The sequence below is a fragment of the Moritella sp. PE36 genome, assembly GCF_000170855.1.
In the GTDB taxonomy this organism is placed as follows: domain Bacteria; phylum Pseudomonadota; class Gammaproteobacteria; order Enterobacterales; family Moritellaceae; genus Moritella.
The window spans coordinates 95,746-111,934 of the sequence record NZ_ABCQ01000008.1 but is presented as its reverse complement, the minus strand read 5'-3'; the positions used below and the strand labels follow the sequence as shown (position 1 = coordinate 111,934).

Here is a 16,189-nt window from a genome sequence, read left to right as displayed (position 1 = left end):
TTCAGATAAATGAATGTAGATAAAGCAAAAAAACGTATCGAAAAGCTAGCCAAAAGAGGCTTCAAAGGCTACCCAGTTGTATCATTCGAGTACTTTGGTGCAACGGCTGACATCGCGACTGAAGTTGTGGTGACATTTACGTCAGAAGAAGGCGCAGCGCCACAAGCGCAAAAGTTTGCAAGTAAAACTGACGCACGCGAAGATGAAACGATCCAATCTGTGCTGGTTAAAACAATAGAACGTACTGATGCGAGTACTGTGGCTGTAGTTGACGGCGTTTCAATCATTAAATAACGTTTTGAGTCAGAGTTAATATGTCATTCTGTAGGGTGAACATGTCCCTACAGATGCTTGAATTACGAGTTAAAAACTAACCACAACGCCAGTGGAAATGGTTGCCGTTAGATCATAGGGCAGAAATGTTTTATCTCGATCGATATAGTTAAAATCAGTCCCGGCTCTGAACGCGATATTGTCAGTCACTGCAATCACCCAAGACGCTGAGATACTCACTCCTTTCGCTTCCATTGTTTGTACGTCTGAACCCCAGTACGATCTTTTCTGACCGGTATATTCAACCACGCCAGCCTCCAGTTGCAATGACATTTTAGGTCTATTAACCAGCTGTTTTTGTGCACCTATTCGATATGTTTTTAACCTGTCCTTATGGATACCTAAAAATTCTGCAGAGGTATGGCTGTAAGAGACGTAGACGGCATCCAAGCCTAAGGTATCGGTCAAACCGAGTTGCATACCCGCACCAGAAATACCAGAGCTTTCATAGGGGCCAATTTTAATTTCTGGTGATATATGGATGGTATTAGCAAATACTGATGTTGAACTGATCAGCAGTAACGGAATAAGTATCTTATTCATAGGAAACACTCATAATTAAATGTAATAATCTGTTATTAAGACTATTTTAATGAGCGCTGTGAAGCTAAGCGTTATGTCTTATATCGCTGATAAGCGTTACTTATTATTCAGGGTCAATTGCTGTTGAATGACACCAGAGATGAGTTGATGTAACCAGTTTAAGAGTGCGCTATTTCTATGCCGTGCATGGCAGTAAGTGTAAACACCAATGTGGTAGGCTTCACCTTGAACCTCAACGTCTAAAGCGCGTAAATTGGGGTGTTGATGGACAGGAAAGAGATTGGTGTGTGGCATGTACATATCTGAATGTTGAATAATATCAAGTAACACCATGATGAACTCAGAGCGAAAGCCGACCTTATATTCCAAGCCATGCGCTTTCATCGTGTCAGCGGCGACACTAAATTTGTCATTCCAGCCGGGAGAAATGATGGATGCAATTTCATAACCCGCGTAGTCGTAAGGTGTGGTGAGCGTCTTGGTTATTGGGTGGTTTTTTTTAACGATGACTTGTCCGCATAAATCAGCCAGTTTCTTACTGTAAACTTCTGCGGGCGTTGCTATTTCGTAATTAATGCCAAGGTAAACCTCATCTTTTTGTATCTCTTCAACCGTCGAACGCGACCAGCTCACCAATTCGATTACCGCATGCGGAGCTGATGCTTTGAATGCTTGATAAAGTGATCCTGATAGGCAAGAAAGAACAATGGGAGAAAGGGCAATTTTAAGCGATGTGTTGAGTGTTGCAGGATCGAATTTAAGGCAAGTATTAATGCTGTTTGCTAATCCGTTTAAATAGGGGGAAATCGATGCGGCTAGTGTTTCTGAAAATGGAGTTGCCTTTAAACCCTTTGGCACTTTCACAAATAGTTCATCATCAAAGTGGTTACGCAGTTTCGTCAATGACTGGCTAATCGCAGGCTGAGAGACAAAAAGCCGTTCGGATGATTTCCGCATGTTTAACTCTTGAGAAAGAATCAGAAAGACCTTTAATAAGTTAAGATCTAACGTCGTGTACAAATCCTTTTTCATACTAGCCTCCCTATTAACCATGCAGTAATTTCTAGTCTAATAAAGTTCTGCTTAATTAGATAGTATTAGGTAACCGTCATTTAATTCCGCAGATGAAGATAAAGAAATTACAGCCAACCTACCTTATGAAGTAAAGCCTGCAGATCCTCGATCGGTCAGTTTTAGCATGGCTTTACCTGCACAGCAGATATCCAATGGTTCGCATTTAGGCTTGTTATTCTCACCGCTGAATCCTTACTTTCCCAAAGCATGTCATTACTTGATAACGTGATGCAACAAGGTGTGTTGCATCACCAGTCGCGTAGAGATCTTTTTCATACATGGTCTGCATCGTTTAGTGAGTATTAAACGCATTCTAAATCACCGGGTAGAGTGACATCACCAGTAGCATTGCCATTGTTACATTAAAGGCTTTTAAGCGTTTACGGCTGGTTAAAAAACGTTGCATTTTTTGTCCTAAAAGAACCCATAGGCTGATGGCCGGTAGATTAATAACAGCGAATATTAGCGTGACAAATAATACCGTATTTAGGTCGCTAGACGTGGCATAAATGCTCAATGCAGTCAGCGCCATTGTCCATGCCTTTGGATTTATCCATTGGAACATTGCCGCTTGTATAAAGCTAAATGGCTTGGTCTTGGTGGCATTGTGTTCCAGTGTGGTATTAGAGGTGGCGATCTTAAAGGCGAGATAGAGTAAATAAGCAATACTCGATACTTTTAATATGTCATAACTGACAGGAAAACGCTGGAAAATTTGCATAATACCGAGTCCCACCAACAGCAGCATAAATATAAATCCTACGACGATTCCCAATACATGTGGCACGGTTTTTCTAATACCAAAACTAGCGCCTGAGTTCATTAACATCAAGTTGTTTGGTCCCGGAGTGACCGAGGTGACGAATGCAAAAGCCATAAATGCAGTTAGTATTTCGACGCTCATAAAATCAATCTCTTTAAGTAATCCCTAGTTAATTAAATGATAATTCAGTTATAGTGGGATTATCGTTAAAAATGATCAGTGAAAAGGACTTATGAAACAACAAATCATCAAAAAGGATGCTTTTAATGACAGGATCTTACAAGAGCTTCAAATCAACGGGCGGATCTCCAATGCTGAACTGGCTGAAAAAATAAATTTATCGCCGTCAACGTGTTTACGTCGAGTGCAGGAATTAGAATCCAGTGGTGTGATCAAAGGCTACCGCGCTATTCTAGATAGTGAACTGATGGGAAATGGCTTTATTGCTTATGTGGAAGTGGGGTTAAGTGAACACACCATGGCTGCACAGCAACATTTTGAGCGAGAAATCACGCTGGCGGAAGAAGTGAAAGAGTGCCACAACATTACCGGCTCCTCTGAATATCTATTACGTGTCGAAACCAAGAATTTAAAAGCTTATAAAGTTTTTCACTCTAATAAATTAGGGGCGATACCCCAAATCCGCATCATTACCACGCATGTGGTGATGGACTCTCCGAAAGACGATCGGGCGTAATGTTTATTGATTATCGAGTAATGAAAAAGATTAAGCATTAGCAACTAAAAAGGGGCGAAACAGTTATAGTTTCTCCCCTTTCGATTACTTTTAACTAGCTAACAGCCATTTGATTAAAAATGAATGCCGTTTTCTAGTGAACTGATACGTGCCAGTGACAAGGTATCAATGCCTTTTTCTGCTAACATTGCTGCGCCACTTTGGAACGATTTTTCAAACAAGATACCCACACCTACTAATTCAGCGTTAGTTTGCTCAAGGATTGCCAGCGTACCTTCAACCGCATTACCGTGTGCCAATACGTCATCAACAAACAAGATACGATCATTGTCATTAATGTGTTCAACATTACAGTTCAACTCGTATGAGCTATTTTTGGTAAAGCTGAACACATTGGTGGTGAGTACATTTTCTGGATCTAACATGCTGCGCTTTTTCTTCATCACCACTAATGGCACATTCAGTTTTAATGCCACCAAGGTCGAGATAGCAATACCGCCGCTTTCAATGGTGAGGATACGGTCGATTTTAGCATCTTGAAAGTGGATCGCTAATTGCGATGCACACCAATCTAAAATTTGAATATCAATTTGCTTTGTTAAAAAGCTACTTGCGTCTAGGGCTACGTTGTTAACTGATTTACCGTGCTCTAAAATCGCTTTTTCTAATAAATTCATGTGTTAGTCCCTTAAATTATGAAATTGCTAAATAAACAACAAATAGTAATGCGAGTGAGTAAATTATTGGATGAACTTTTTTGCCGTCACCTTGTACTAACATGACGAAACAGTAGCTGATGAAGCCCATTGCCATACCGTTTGCAGGCGAGAAGGTTAACAAGCTAAATACCATGATAAAGAATACTGGAATGGCTGACTCTTTCTTATCCCACCTGACGTTAGCCAAGTTTTTAATCATATAAATACCGATAACAACCAGTGCCGGAGCCACAATCGCCGACGTGAAGATTGAGAATACAGGGAACAAGAACATAGATATTAAGAACATCACGGCAACAGTAATGGCACTGATACCTGTTTTAGCCCCCATTGATGATGCGACTGCCGATTCGGAATAAGCGGTAATTGACGTCGTACCTAATATCGTCCCTATGATGGTACCACCGGAGTCAGCCACTAATGCCGATCTTGCGTTTGGCACTTTACCGTCTTTACCGATAATACCGGCATCACGGCCGACACCCACAATCGTGCTTAGACCATCGAAGAAGTCGACAATAAAGAAGATAATAACCAAGAAAATCAAATCAGTCAGTTTTGGCATTGTCAGTTGTGACAAATCAAAGATAGCACCAAATGTGGGCGCTAAACTTGGCGGCATCGAAAAAACTTCTGACGGTAAGGTAATTAAGTTACTACCCAGGAAGCGATCGCTTAATAAACTTAAAATAATAGACGAGATGAATGAAATAACAGTCGCAAGTTTCATGTCTCGGACTAAACAGCCAATCGCAATAAAGATGCTGAACAGGGCGATAAATACTTTCGGATCGCTGACATCACCCATGCTTACTAAGGTGAACGGGTTGCTTACAATGATACCGGCGTTACGTAATCCCAGAAAAGATACAAACAAGCCCAGACCAACCGCGATACCGAGTTTTAGATCTTCAGGGATCGCTTCAATCATCACCTTACGTGCAGGGGTTAAGCTTAAGATTAAATACAGACAACCAGAAAGGAAAATAGCAAACAGTGCTTCATGCCAAAGTAACGAGATACCACCACCGAGTAAAATAGCTTTAAAGAAGCCATTCATCGACATGCCCGGCGCCAACATAATCGGGTATTTAGAGATCGCACCCATAATGAATGTGGCGATAGCTGCAGACAGTGCTGTTGCGGTAAAGACCGAACCTTTGTCTATCCCTTCGATGCTGCCTAAGATTGCCGGATTCACTGCTAAGATATAACTCATCGCTAAAAAGGTAACTAAACCCGCGTAGATTTCATTTTTTAGAGTTGCGCCACGCGCAGACAGGAGGAAGTACTTGTCCATTAAACACCCATTACTATTAAGTTGGTTGATTTAAAATGACAATATTCCGAAGTATAAACTTGGGTAGGGGAACCATACCAGAAAAAAGGTACAGTTATCCTGCTTCATTGTAGGTCTGAAATTTACGGTTTCAGAGTAGAGACTTAAGGCCCATATTGCCAAAATTATACAACGTCACATTGCTTGCGGGGCATCTTAAAGATGTTGACGCGGTTGTCAATTTTTTTATGTTGGCTGAACATTCAAAACAGCGAGATATCTAGGCGGAAAATAGCTAGTATTGCTATGGGGAACTACTACTTATAGGGCTTTGAAGAGAATTAGGTATATAACAGGGTAATATTAAAATAAATTAAATTAATTGACTTGATGGTCAATATTTAAACAGGTCGATATTATACTTTATGGCTTTGTTTTTGAGTGAAAAGTGACGAACATGTCGTTAATTTGTGCCAATTATGTCTAGATAGGCAAAATAGCCTTTAAATAGAAACTGTTTTTATAATAATACCGTAGCCTCTAAACGAAAAATGGCGAGCCTCGGCTCACCATTTCGATTAACGTTAAACAATTACTTTTTAAGATCAGCAATTGCTTTGGTTAATTCATCAACTTTTGCGTTTAATGCGTCAACTTTAGTGCCGTCAACACCTGAAATTTTAGTGAACACTTGGTTTACACGTGTTTCTAAAACGTCAGTAGAGATTTTTTTATCAGACAATTTTGCTTTAGCTGATTCTTCAATCTTAGTGCCTTTAGCAACAAGTTCTTCGAATAATGTTGAAGATTTGTCTGAAACTTTGTTCGCTTCATCAATGCTCTTACCGTATGCACCAAGGCCTGCTAACCAAATGTTTTTAGCAATTTCGTCTTTGCTGCTCCAAAGTTTCTTCGCTGTATCAACTACGTTTAATTGTGTCATGGTTTTTATCCTTTCAGGGTGCGTTTCGATTTGTTGAAGCCAGAATAGGGTTTTAAATTAGAAAATGCATACAAATTGTGTATTTAGTTTTGTTGAATAATTTATAATTAGATAAAGAATAATTAGAATTATTTTTCTGTTTAACTGTGTTTCACTTATCTACGGTTATACCGTAATAACGCGTAAAAGAGTGCCTGACGTGGGGTTTAATTTTATTATTCAGCATTATTCAGCATTATTCAGAATTGTTTGTTTTAGTTTGAACTATTGTTGGCGAGTTACTTATTAAGCAACTATCTTACTATTTATAACCACTTAAACCGTTATAACGAAAAAATAGTAATAAACAGCATCGTTTTTTTTCCTAGGCGATTATAATTTTTACCAAATTATTTGGGGTGCTAGCAGTGGAATTTGAAATTTTAGTAAAAGATGGTTTAGCCCTTGTTTCTCGTGTTAAGCAAGAAATTCGTTTTATTCGTTCATGCAATTACACGCAAGCAAGTCTTGATATCTTACATACAGCTTCTTTTAATTTGGATTCTGTTGAAGATTTGTTGAATTATGCGAATGAACTGGCCTTAAAAAACAATGATGTCGCTGGAGAGAAAGTGTTGATTGCCAGTCATGCAATTAAAAAAGTACAATCAATGTTATCACGTCAATTTGACGCAGAGCTCGATTGCGAAAGCCAGCCCTGGTTTGAAAACGTGGCTGCAAATATCGGTATTTGTGCTTAGCGATAATAGTATGAGTTCAGCACTAGGCCAGATACATTTTTTCTGGTTCTTTTATGTCCACTATTTTATTTAAAAATCAGGTTTTTGTGGTATAGATCATGATTTTAAGCAAAATTCTCCTGCAATTTAAGAGTATGTAAGTCAGCTGCCTGGCTGGCGATGATTTCATGTTACTGTACCTGCGAAAATCAGGTGATAGTTAACAAGGGATGAAGGGTTGTAAGATGGATTTTATGAATGATTACGCCAGGCTCCACAATAATATCATCGAGCTTATCGAAGAAGACGCCGAATATGGCTTCTATATTACCTACCAAGACTTAACTTTTACCAGTGTGTTTCAACCCATTTTTGATCGTGAGCATAATATATACGGTGTCGAGGCATTAGCGCGTATTTTTGATGCCAATGGTTCTGCGGTTAACCCCCATGATTACTTTGAATCTATCATCCATGATGATGAAGTAAGCGCTATTGCCACGTTAATTTGTTCTACTATCCATATGTTAAACTTTTCTCGTTCATGTTATTACGATAAAAAGCTCTTCATCAATGTTACCCCGGTTATATTTGAGATCCTGTCTAATCATGACATTGCGGTTAATACTTTAATCAGGGGATTGAAAAAGATCGGTGTGTCACCGACGCAATTGGTTTATGAAATCATTGAGTTTGAAGGTCGCAACCTTGAATCGGTTTTAAATGGAATCCAGAAATTAGCCGATTTTGGTATTGAAGTGGCTATTGATGACTATGGTATTGCTTATTCGACAGAAGAGAGAGTAAGAAGTATTAAACGTGATTACTTGAAAATTGATAAAAGTATTGTCGATTTGTTAGCTGCATTTAAGTACAGCAAATTTCATCATGCAGTGAGTATCGGCCGTTCCATTAAGGCGAAGACCATTGCCGAAGGGATTGAGACTAAAGCTGTTTTTGAGCGTTGCGTGGAATCGGGTGCGGATTATTTTCAGGGGTACTATTTAGCGAGACCAGAGAAGCTAGCAAAATCTGAAAGCGTACGTCAGACTACAGAGTCTAGCGAAGGCTGGAAGGTGCTCTAATTTGTAACATCAGATAGCCAGACGGCCAATCACACCTTGGTGCTGGCAGATCAACAGAAGGCTATCCATTTTTGTATTTACTCTTTGCTATGGCGCTCGGTTAATCCGAAATCATCGAGGATGCCATAGAAGGCTGGTAAGATTAAAATCACTAATAACGTTGAGGCTAATAAACCAAAAATCAGCGCGACGACAAGTGGGATGATGACCTGAGCCTGAATACTCTGTTCCAGTAGTATCGGCATTAACCCGGCCGTGGTTGTTGCTGTGGTGATTAAAATAGCGCGGATACGATTAGTGGTTGCATGGATGGCTGCTTGCCTCATGTCGTTAGTCTGCACTAAATTCTCTTTGATAAACTGCACCAGCAAGATAGAGTTATTCACCACGATCCCAGCCAACGAGGTAAAGCCCAGCATTGATGGCATGGTCAGATCATAATTCAACAGGTAATGACCCCAGAATACCCCAATCAGCGCCAGTGGAATAGCGAGCATCACAATGAGTGGTTCGATGTAACTGCGGAACTGAAAGCTTAATATTGCAAAGACCACAAACAGACCAATCGAGAAACTTTTCAGCATTGAGTTACCTGTTTCTGCGGTTGATTCGACTTCCCCCCCTAAGCGCACTTCAATACCTGGATATTTCTGTATCAGGGTAGGGACAAATTCTTTTTGCATTCTCGTCATCAATTCGACGGTATTGGCTTTTTCTTTATCTATGTCCCCTTTTAACGACATAGTGCGAATGTTGTTAATACGGTTTAATTGACTCACCCCACGGCCCCATTCTACTTTAACTATACTCGCCAGTGGTACTTGGCTGCCATCAGCAAGGGTGAAAGGGAAATCTTCATAATAGGCTAAGTCAGCGCTATAACGCTCAGCCAATCTTACGTCTAGCTCCACATTTTCACTGCCAATTTGTAACTCATCGACAGTGATACCAAAAAATGCAGCGCGTAATTGCAGCGCGATATCTTGTCCGGTGACGCCAAATGTTTCCGCGCCAGGCAGTAACGACATTCTGAGCTCAGGTTTACCATCACGAAGGTTGGTAATGATATTGCTCACGCCATTAAATTGGGCTAGGTATTGGGCTAATTCATTACCGGCATCTTTTAATGTCTGGATCTTCGGGTGGCTTAATTCAATATCAATCGCACGTCCAGCTGGACCAATCGCAGGTTCACGTACGATCAAGTTGGTGACTCCCGGGATAATACCAATCTGCTGCTGCAACGCGGCTAAATAATCGGCCATCCGTGTCACACGCTGCTCTGATGTCAGCAGATCCACAAAGATAGTCGCGACATGTTCACCGGTTTCTCCTGCGTCAGGGTTCACGCCACTTTGTACTGTGATATATTTTAGCAGTGATTCATTATCGGGTTGTTCACCAAATTGAGCACTGGTGAGCTTAATATCTTTGGTGATACGGGCAACAACCTTATCGGTTTTATGAAGCGGGGTGCCTGGCGGCATTAATACGGTTATCTGTACCCAATCACCTTCTACTTCGGGAAACGCTGAGAAGCGCAGCATGCCACTGGATGTCAACGATAGCGTACCGATGAATAAGGCAATGATGCCTGCTGTTACCATGTAACGACGGTCGACAACAGCACCAATCACTTTAGGTAAAAGAGTAAACTGGAAGTATTCAAATTTCTTATTAAAACGGCCTTTAAAGCTGTTCTCCGCGACGCTGTCATCGACATCTTTAACGGATGCATAAAGGTGATGTGGCAAAATTAAAAAAGCTTCAACCAAGGATACACTTAAGGTAATGACTAAGGTTATCGGGATCACTTTAAGTACTGCGCCCATGTCACCTTCAAGAAACGCCAGTGAACCGAAGATCGCGACTGTGGTTAGAAATGATGAAAACACCCCATTTTTAACCCGGTTCACCCCCTTGACGATCCCGGCAAGTTTATCTTCGGTTTTACTGAGTTCATGAGCGACACTTTCGGATAATACAATGGCATCATCCATCAACAAACCGATAGCCACTAACAGCGCCACCATCGACATCAGATTTAAACTAATACCAACCAATGACAGTACATACATACTGGCAAGGAAGGACACCGGTAAGCCCATTGCCACCCAGATAGCATAACGCCAAGGGAAGAATAACCACATCACCAGGAATACTAAGATGAAACCTTGCCAACCATTAGAGAGCAATAGATCCAAACGATCTTTCGCCACTGAGGCCATGTCTTTGGTGAGCGAGAATTCAATACTATCCGGTGTTTGCAGCTTTTCGTTGACAATAAATTGTTGCACTTCTTCCAGTACATCCAGTGAGTCATCGGCTTTCGATTTTTTAATATCGAGCATGGTGCCTTCTTTACCATTCACCGTTATTTTTGATTCATCTAATTCAAAGCGTTGGGTGATCGTAGCGATGTCTTTTAACTGTACTTTACTGCCATCTTGGTGACTTAACACAATGATCTCACCGAGATCGCGTGGGGTATAACGCTGGGCATCGAAACGCAATAATATGGTGCTGCTGGGGGTATTTAAGTTACCACTGGGCATCTTCACATTTTGTTTGGCAATTTGATTTGCCACATCTTGCACTGATACGTTGAGTTGACGCAGGGCGACTAAATCAAGTTCGACTCGTAATTGTGGATCCGAGAAACCATTAATTTCAACTTGGGCAATGCCTTTTAACCGTTTTAGACGGCGCTTAACATCTTCGGCATATAGTTTGAGATCTTGTTTATCCATGTCACTGTAAATCACCAGACTGACCACATCATCATAGGTCATCAGCTCTTTTACCACGGTTGTTTCCACTTCATCGGGAAACTGGTCAATGGCGTCGACTTCGGTTTTTATATCCGAAATAAACGTAGTGCCGTTACCATCATGGCTCATTTCTGCGGTGGTGACCGCGACCCCTTCACTGGCACTGCAGGTCAGTTTTTTAAGGTTGTTGATGCCATCAAGCGCATCTTCTATTGGTAAACAAATGGCTTGTTCGACATCTTCAGGACTCGCGCCGGGATAGGGCACGGTAATTTGCACTATGGTCACTGAAAAATCAGGAAAGGTTTCCCGTTTCATATCTGGAATGGTGATCGCACCGAGTGCTAAAAACATCGCCATAATTAAGTTGGCAGCCGTTGGGTGTTTAGTAAAGAACTGGATCATTATTCACTATCCTCTGTCCACACGGTTGGCGCCAGTTTTAAGCCATTCGCCACCGGGATAATATCGGATAACACCACTTGCTGACCGGCTTGCAGACCATCTGCTTTTATAGCCGCGATTTGGTCGCGAATAAATAGCACATCAACGGTTTTTAATTGCAGTCGGTTATCGGCATCTATCAGGTATAAACGGTTATTATGCAGGGCTGCTAATGGCACGGTTAGTTGCGGTTGCGCCTGGCCGTTTACGGTCACTTCAACAAACATGCCTGAGATAATAGGGCTGTCATTGGGATCATTACGTTTAATGAATTCAAGGAAATCAAAGTCAGCTTCGACGACCAATCCTGCGGTGCCTAAGCGCGAATCAATTTCACCTAAGATCCGCGTTACCTTACCTTGCCAATGGTTTTCTGATGATGAATTACGTAAGGTAATACGGGCCGTTAAATTAGCGATAGCAATATCGGGCACAGCGTGGAGATTATCTATTACATCGCGGTCTTGTTTTAAACTGTGAATGAGGCGACTGAGTTGGCTGGTGGGCATTTTTGCTTCAACTTCTAATTTCGATACATCATGTGCCAACATCAGACTGGTGCCAGCAGACACAAACTGTTGTAACTCGGCGTTCACATCAATAATACGGCCATTAAATGGCATCGTAATGATGGTGTTTTCTAAATCGAGCAGCGCTTGGTCAACTTGACTTTGCGCTTGGGCTATTTGTGCTTGCAGGGCTTTTTGTCGTACCGGCAGTTGATTTACTTGTGCTTTTAAATCATTTAACTGTAGCTGGGTATTGTATACCACACGCTCTTGCTGCTCTAAACTTGACGCCGAGATCGTGCCTTTCTTGTTTAGTTTGATATTACGTTGATATTCTTTTTCTTCCAGCGCCAGGGTTTTGCTTTCGACTTGATATGAACGCGTTAGACGCTGCTCTTCAATCGCGAGCTTTTCCACTTCAAAGCTTATATTGTCTAAATTCGCTTGTGCGGTGATTAGGTTTAATTGGTAAGAGGTCGGGTCGATACGCAGTAACTCAACCCCGGCATTAATAAAGGTACCACGTTGTAACTTATCATTTTTGTAGATTACTTTGCCGCTGACTTCGGTGATACCTTGCCATGTGTTTTTCGCCACAACATTACCGTAACCTTTTACCGCCGGGGCTATGCTCTGTACTTGGATCTGAGTCGTATAAACACTTTGCGCAGGTTCTATCGCTTCTAATACAATGTCTTTCTTCATGATGGCATTATTAATGGCCATGATACCTAATCCTGTAGCGACGCCGATTGGTAGCCACAGTAGTTTAGATTTCTTCATGGTATTGCTCCGTGCTAATAGAATTGATTAATAAGCTATAATTCTGTTGTGCCAAACGACGGTAGAACTGCATATCAATATCGGTTGTAATTAATTGTTGGATCAAAGGTTTAAATGCACAAGGGTAAATGCATAAGCTTAAGATTTGAATGGTTAATAATTCCGGATCAAGTTCAGGTTTTATATCGCCTTTGGCTTGTAGTTTAGTGAGCATGGTTTTGATATATTTGAAGGATCGTTGTGGCCCTTCTTTAATGATGTGCGCTTTAATCTGTGGGTTGTCATCACTGATCATGTTGCGCTTGATGATATGGTGTAAGCTTTGGTTTTCTTGTACTGCGGTATAAAACAGAATAAATATGTCGTGTAGTTTTTCTAATGATGGATTAGCCGCATTTTTTCTCAATACGTCTACCATTGGCTGGCGGTATTGTTCCATTGCCGCATGAAATAAACCTTCTTTATTTTGAAAGTAATAGCGGATCATCGCTGGCGTAGTATTGGCGGCTGCGGCAATTTTTCGAGTACTAATTTGGTTGTATTCATTTTTGGCGAATAGGTCAAATGCCACCGTCATTAAGTGCTGGCGAATATTGGTATCGGAAGATTTTGTTGGTCTGCCTATGTGACGAACTTCGGTCACGTCTTTGCTATCGTTATTATCCATGCCTACGCCATCATTAATTAATCACCTGGATAATTCTGAACCTGTTTGTATAAATTATCCAGATGATTAATTTCCCACTTTTGCCGTTTTGGATAAATTTTGTCTAAAAGATATCATTAAGGGCGAAACCGATCCCAATACGCTGAGTTTGCGTATTATAATCAATCATGCTTTCTCCATAGCCATAAAAATACTGGGTGTATAGTCGTAAATTGTCTTTTATCGGATAGCTCCAAGTTAATTCCATTGCGCCATAATTAGGCTTATCCAGATTATTACGTAATATCATCGTAAAACGTTGCTCATCGAGTGCATAAGCCGCGGTCAATTCGAAATTACCCATGTAGTCATCAATATCTGGATTGTCATCGCCTTGGGGAGCATCTTCAAACTCTTTTTCGTCTTCCGGAATGCGCCACCAAATCTTTCCTCTTAGCGCGAAAGACCCTTTATCTAAGACTGCGATGCCATAGATCCGGTTCCAACTTCGAGACCGTTCTGAATAACTACCGTTGGACTGGTGGACAAATCCGACCCCCAATAAAGAGTTAGTGAGACCAGCAATTTTCCAGTCGTTATTAAACATCATGAACACTTCTGGTTCGTGGTTGGTTTCACGGAAGGGAGACGAAGCGTCGGTATTATTTATCTGCCAATAGGACTGATTGGTATATGCCATAAATAGATGACCATTATCACCGAACACATTGTACATGATAGGAAATTTAACACTGACCTGAAATTTAATCTCAAAGTTATCTAGCGAGGGTTCATATCCACGCAGTTCAGCCTCCTCACGAAAGGGTTCAATATTAGGCGAGTCATTGTAGGTGGCCAAAATATAGTTGACGTTATGTGGTGTCAGAACAAATGGCTGATCGGAAGTAGTACGTTCATCGTGAATTCTCTTTTCGACCAGTGAATCGCTGGCATTCGCAGTGAAGCTGATCGCGAAGATCAGTGATATGAACCAATGCAGAGAAACGGCCATTATTGTTTTTGTCATTTGAGTTGCCATAGAGGTAATCTTGATACTTAGCTTTAATATTTGAGTATTACCGCTACCATAATATGAATTCAGATGTTAAACAAATGTTAACTGGCTGGCTGATCTGTAATTGGTCTCTCTTTATTAAGCTGACTCACTAAAATTCGCAGATAATGAGTATCACTGCGATGCGTATGTCCCCCCCATATCCTCTAACAACTCTATTTTTTCGCCTTCGCTGAGTTTTTCTATGTACTCTTTTAGGGTCGTTAGCGTGCCTATGATCGTCGCTAATTACGTGCGTAAATCATGTGAAACCGAGAGTAGGATACTGTTTCTAAGCTGAGCTTGTTTTAACTCATTTTTTGACGTTGATAATGCTACTTAATAGCGCACTCATTAATATAACGAACGTGAAAAATACGAGGTTATTACGCCAATACTTGTACATCATACAAACAGGCCATAAAGAATGATTTGTAAATACGTTTACAGGTTGTTATTTGATAATTAATTATCGTTAATCGATAATTAATTATTGATATATACTTATTTCTGGCTTAGTATCCAGTCATCTACTCAACAGGGTTACTAATTATGTCCAAGATTCAAAAGCAAAGCCGTCGTGCACGTATATTTTTTCAAAGTCTATTTGTGCTAACTCCAATCGCAGTATGTTATTACTGGCTAACGGTTGAAACGTCATATGATTTTCTTACATCATTCGGCGTTATTCAGGTCAGTCATAACATCGACAGTTACACACGATTACCATTGACGTTAACAACGCGAATATTAGCCACCATCGTCAGCTTATTTTTATGCAGCATCATTATGTATGCGCTAAAGGTGCTGATTAATTTATTCCGCAGTTACGAGCGTAACGAAATTTTCTCACTCGATAATGTGATGAGCTACCAGAAATTAGGTTACAGCTTATTCTATTGGGTTGGTGCTTCTGTGGTTTACGGTGCATTGATGTCGGTTATCTTGTCGTTTAATAACGCTCCGGGTGATCGCATGCTGGCAATTGGATTTGTAGGCGTGGATTTTCTAACACTAGTGCTTGGCTTTATTATCTTGATTATTTCATGGGTGATGAAAGAAGGTTATTTTCTTGCTGATGAAAACAGCCATACAATTTAAGGAGCCGAGATGACTATTTGTATTAATTTAGATGTAATGATGGCTAAGCGAAAAATGCGCTTAAAAAGCTTGGCTGAAGCTGTTGGCATCACAGAGGCAAACCTCTCGATATTAAAAAACGGCAAAGCGAAAGCGGTCCGGTTATCAACACTCGACAAGCTTTGTGAAGTACTAGAATGCCAGCCTGGCGATATTCTAGAATTTGAAGTTAATAGTGATGATAACGATAGTTAATATCACAGCTTAGTATGGTCTTTATAATAAGCCGTTTTACGGCTTTTTTTATATCTTAAATCTAGGGTTTCGATGATTTTTTTACCTATTAAAGCCCGAGTTTTACTCGGATTGTATTTATTGATTGTAGCGACTCTTGCAGTTGGTATTCACATTCAAATGACTAATGCTGGTGTTCGTTACCCTCAGTGGTTCGATCAACCAATCTGGGTACCGCTGTCACTTTTTATATTACAAAATATGGGCATATTATGGTTGAGTGAAAGAATTAAAGAATGGAGAACGTCGTTAAGTTTCATCGGTCAGTGGGCTGTACTCTTTATTATGATGGCTGCTTTACAAGAGCTATTCATACGTTTGCCGTTAACAGCGGGTTACACCGTCGATAAACAGTTTCTGTATTTATGGGTTTCTAACTATTTACCTGAACTGCTACTTACCTTAGTGACAACTGGCGTCATTAACGTGATTAGTCGAACATTAATGTTAAAC

At 40.7% G+C, this 16,189-nt stretch carries 16 protein-coding genes, 1 pseudogene and 1 riboswitch; of the genes and pseudogenes, 6 read left to right on the top strand and 11 right to left on the bottom strand.

Annotated features, from left to right (window positions below; all coding sequences use genetic code 11):
* The first annotated feature begins 9 nt into the window (after positions 1–9).
* Positions 10–294, top strand: a complete 285-nt coding sequence (locus tag PE36_RS07405) for a hypothetical protein (protein WP_006031360.1) — start codon at positions 10–12, stop codon at positions 292–294.
* A gap of 69 nt (positions 295–363) precedes the next feature.
* Here PE36_RS07405 and PE36_RS07400 read toward each other — a convergent pair whose 3' ends face one another.
* The 3 genes from PE36_RS07400 to PE36_RS07390 form a co-directional block, all read right to left on the bottom strand.
* Positions 364–876 (bottom strand): DUF481 domain-containing protein, encoded by a 513-nt coding sequence (locus PE36_RS07400; protein WP_006031359.1) that lies wholly within the window; start codon positions 874–876, stop codon positions 364–366.
* 96 nt (positions 877–972) lie between these two features.
* Entirely contained in the window at positions 973–1,908 is a 936-nt protein-coding gene (locus PE36_RS07395) for a LysR family transcriptional regulator (RefSeq protein ID WP_006031358.1), read from the bottom strand.
* Positions 1,909–2,263: 355 nt separating this feature from the next.
* Positions 2,264–2,854: a LysE family translocator gene (locus PE36_RS07390; protein ID WP_006031357.1), complete on the bottom strand. Its 591-nt coding sequence runs from the start codon at positions 2,852–2,854 to the stop codon at positions 2,264–2,266.
* Positions 2,855–2,945: 91 nt separating this feature from the next.
* On the opposite strand from PE36_RS07390, the gene PE36_RS07385 reads away from it, so the two are divergent.
* Positions 2,946–3,410 (top strand): Lrp/AsnC family transcriptional regulator, encoded by a 465-nt coding sequence (locus PE36_RS07385; RefSeq protein WP_006031356.1) that lies wholly within the window; start codon positions 2,946–2,948, stop codon positions 3,408–3,410.
* 113 nt (positions 3,411–3,523) lie between these two features.
* Here PE36_RS07385 and PE36_RS07380 read toward each other — a convergent pair whose 3' ends face one another.
* The 3 genes from PE36_RS07380 to PE36_RS07370 all read right to left on the bottom strand — a co-directional run bounded on the left by PE36_RS07380 (position 3,524) and on the right by PE36_RS07370 (position 6,351).
* A complete protein-coding gene (locus tag PE36_RS07380; protein ID WP_006031355.1) occupies positions 3,524–4,087 on the bottom strand; it encodes a xanthine phosphoribosyltransferase in 564 nt (187 codons plus the stop codon).
* A gap of 16 nt (positions 4,088–4,103) precedes the next feature.
* Complete coding sequence (locus PE36_RS07375) at positions 4,104–5,429, bottom strand: NCS2 family permease (protein WP_006031354.1); 1,326 nt, start codon at positions 5,427–5,429, stop codon at positions 4,104–4,106.
* Positions 5,430–5,519: 90 nt separating this feature from the next.
* Positions 5,520–5,621: riboswitch (purine riboswitch) on the bottom strand.
* A 379-nt stretch (positions 5,622–6,000) separates the two neighbouring features.
* On the bottom strand, positions 6,001–6,351 hold the full coding sequence (locus PE36_RS07370; protein ID WP_006031353.1) for a phasin family protein: 351 nt from the start codon (positions 6,349–6,351) through the stop codon (positions 6,001–6,003).
* 407 nt (positions 6,352–6,758) lie between these two features.
* Here PE36_RS07370 and PE36_RS07365 point away from each other — a divergent pair, with 407 nt between their 5' ends.
* Both PE36_RS07365 and PE36_RS07360 read left to right on the top strand, forming a co-directional pair.
* Positions 6,759–7,091: a hypothetical protein gene (locus tag PE36_RS07365; protein WP_043994186.1), complete on the top strand. Its 333-nt coding sequence runs from the start codon at positions 6,759–6,761 to the stop codon at positions 7,089–7,091.
* A 224-nt stretch (positions 7,092–7,315) separates the two neighbouring features.
* Positions 7,316–8,155, top strand: coding sequence for an EAL domain-containing protein (locus tag PE36_RS07360; RefSeq protein ID WP_006031351.1), 840 nt, complete (start codon positions 7,316–7,318; stop codon positions 8,153–8,155).
* A 77-nt stretch (positions 8,156–8,232) separates the two neighbouring features.
* Here PE36_RS07360 and PE36_RS07355 read toward each other — a convergent pair whose 3' ends face one another.
* The 5 genes and pseudogenes from PE36_RS07355 to PE36_RS24980 form a co-directional block, all read right to left on the bottom strand.
* The gene (locus tag PE36_RS07355) at positions 8,233–11,331 is read right to left on the bottom strand and encodes an efflux RND transporter permease subunit (protein ID WP_006031350.1); all 3,099 of its coding nucleotides are present in this window, start codon (positions 11,329–11,331) and stop codon (positions 8,233–8,235) included.
* Positions 11,331–12,662, bottom strand: a complete 1,332-nt coding sequence (locus PE36_RS07350; protein ID WP_006031349.1) for an efflux RND transporter periplasmic adaptor subunit — start codon at positions 12,660–12,662, stop codon at positions 11,331–11,333. Before PE36_RS07350 ends, PE36_RS07355 begins: the two co-directional genes overlap by 1 nt.
* Positions 12,649–13,329 (bottom strand): TetR/AcrR family transcriptional regulator, encoded by a 681-nt coding sequence (locus PE36_RS07345; protein ID WP_006031348.1) that lies wholly within the window; start codon positions 13,327–13,329, stop codon positions 12,649–12,651. The genes PE36_RS07350 and PE36_RS07345 overlap by 14 nt, the downstream gene beginning before the upstream one ends.
* 103 nt (positions 13,330–13,432) lie before the next feature.
* A complete protein-coding gene (locus PE36_RS07340) occupies positions 13,433–14,320 on the bottom strand; it encodes a phospholipase A (protein ID WP_043994217.1) in 888 nt (295 codons plus the stop codon).
* Positions 14,321–14,527: 207 nt separating this feature from the next.
* A pseudogene (locus tag PE36_RS24980) lies at positions 14,528–14,701 on the bottom strand (histidine kinase); the annotation flags it as partial.
* Positions 14,702–14,914: 213 nt separating this feature from the next.
* Between PE36_RS24980 and PE36_RS07335 the strand changes: the two are divergent.
* Complete coding sequence (locus tag PE36_RS07335; protein ID WP_006031346.1) at positions 14,915–15,463, top strand: DUF2975 domain-containing protein; 549 nt, start codon at positions 14,915–14,917, stop codon at positions 15,461–15,463.
* 9 nt (positions 15,464–15,472) lie between these two features.
* Positions 15,473–15,697 carry a helix-turn-helix transcriptional regulator gene (locus PE36_RS07330; protein WP_006031345.1) on the top strand — a complete coding sequence of 75 codons (225 nt, stop codon included), beginning with the start codon at positions 15,473–15,475 and terminating at the stop codon, positions 15,695–15,697.
* The last annotated feature ends 492 nt before the right edge of the window (positions 15,698–16,189 follow it).

Bases quoted from the DNA above. Each gene is read 5' to 3' on its own strand.
- PE36_RS07405 (WP_006031360.1), top strand. From the start codon at position 10: ATGAATGTAGATAAAGCAAAAAAACGTATCGAAAAGCTAGCCAAAAGA.
- PE36_RS07400 (WP_006031359.1), bottom strand. From the start codon at position 876: ATGAATAAGATACTTATTCCGTTACTGCTGATCAGTTCAACATCAGTA.
- PE36_RS07395 (WP_006031358.1), bottom strand. From the start codon at position 1,908: ATGAAAAAGGATTTGTACACGACGTTAGATCTTAACTTATTAAAGGTC.
- PE36_RS07390 (WP_006031357.1), bottom strand. From the start codon at position 2,854: ATGAGCGTCGAAATACTAACTGCATTTATGGCTTTTGCATTCGTCACC.
- PE36_RS07385 (WP_006031356.1), top strand. From the start codon at position 2,946: ATGAAACAACAAATCATCAAAAAGGATGCTTTTAATGACAGGATCTTA.
- PE36_RS07380 (WP_006031355.1), bottom strand. From the start codon at position 4,087: ATGAATTTATTAGAAAAAGCGATTTTAGAGCACGGTAAATCAGTTAAC.
- PE36_RS07375 (WP_006031354.1), bottom strand. From the start codon at position 5,429: ATGGACAAGTACTTCCTCCTGTCTGCGCGTGGCGCAACTCTAAAAAAT.
- PE36_RS07370 (WP_006031353.1), bottom strand. From the start codon at position 6,351: ATGACACAATTAAACGTAGTTGATACAGCGAAGAAACTTTGGAGCAGC.
- PE36_RS07360 (WP_006031351.1), top strand. From the start codon at position 7,316: ATGGATTTTATGAATGATTACGCCAGGCTCCACAATAATATCATCGAG.
- PE36_RS07355 (WP_006031350.1), bottom strand. From the start codon at position 11,331: ATGATCCAGTTCTTTACTAAACACCCAACGGCTGCCAACTTAATTATG.
- PE36_RS07350 (WP_006031349.1), bottom strand. From the start codon at position 12,662: ATGAAGAAATCTAAACTACTGTGGCTACCAATCGGCGTCGCTACAGGA.
- PE36_RS07345 (WP_006031348.1), bottom strand. From the start codon at position 13,329: ATGGATAATAACGATAGCAAAGACGTGACCGAAGTTCGTCACATAGGC.
- PE36_RS07340 (WP_043994217.1), bottom strand. From the start codon at position 14,320: ATGGCCGTTTCTCTGCATTGGTTCATATCACTGATCTTCGCGATCAGC.
- PE36_RS07335 (WP_006031346.1), top strand. From the start codon at position 14,915: ATGTCCAAGATTCAAAAGCAAAGCCGTCGTGCACGTATATTTTTTCAA.
- PE36_RS07330 (WP_006031345.1), top strand. From the start codon at position 15,473: ATGACTATTTGTATTAATTTAGATGTAATGATGGCTAAGCGAAAAATG.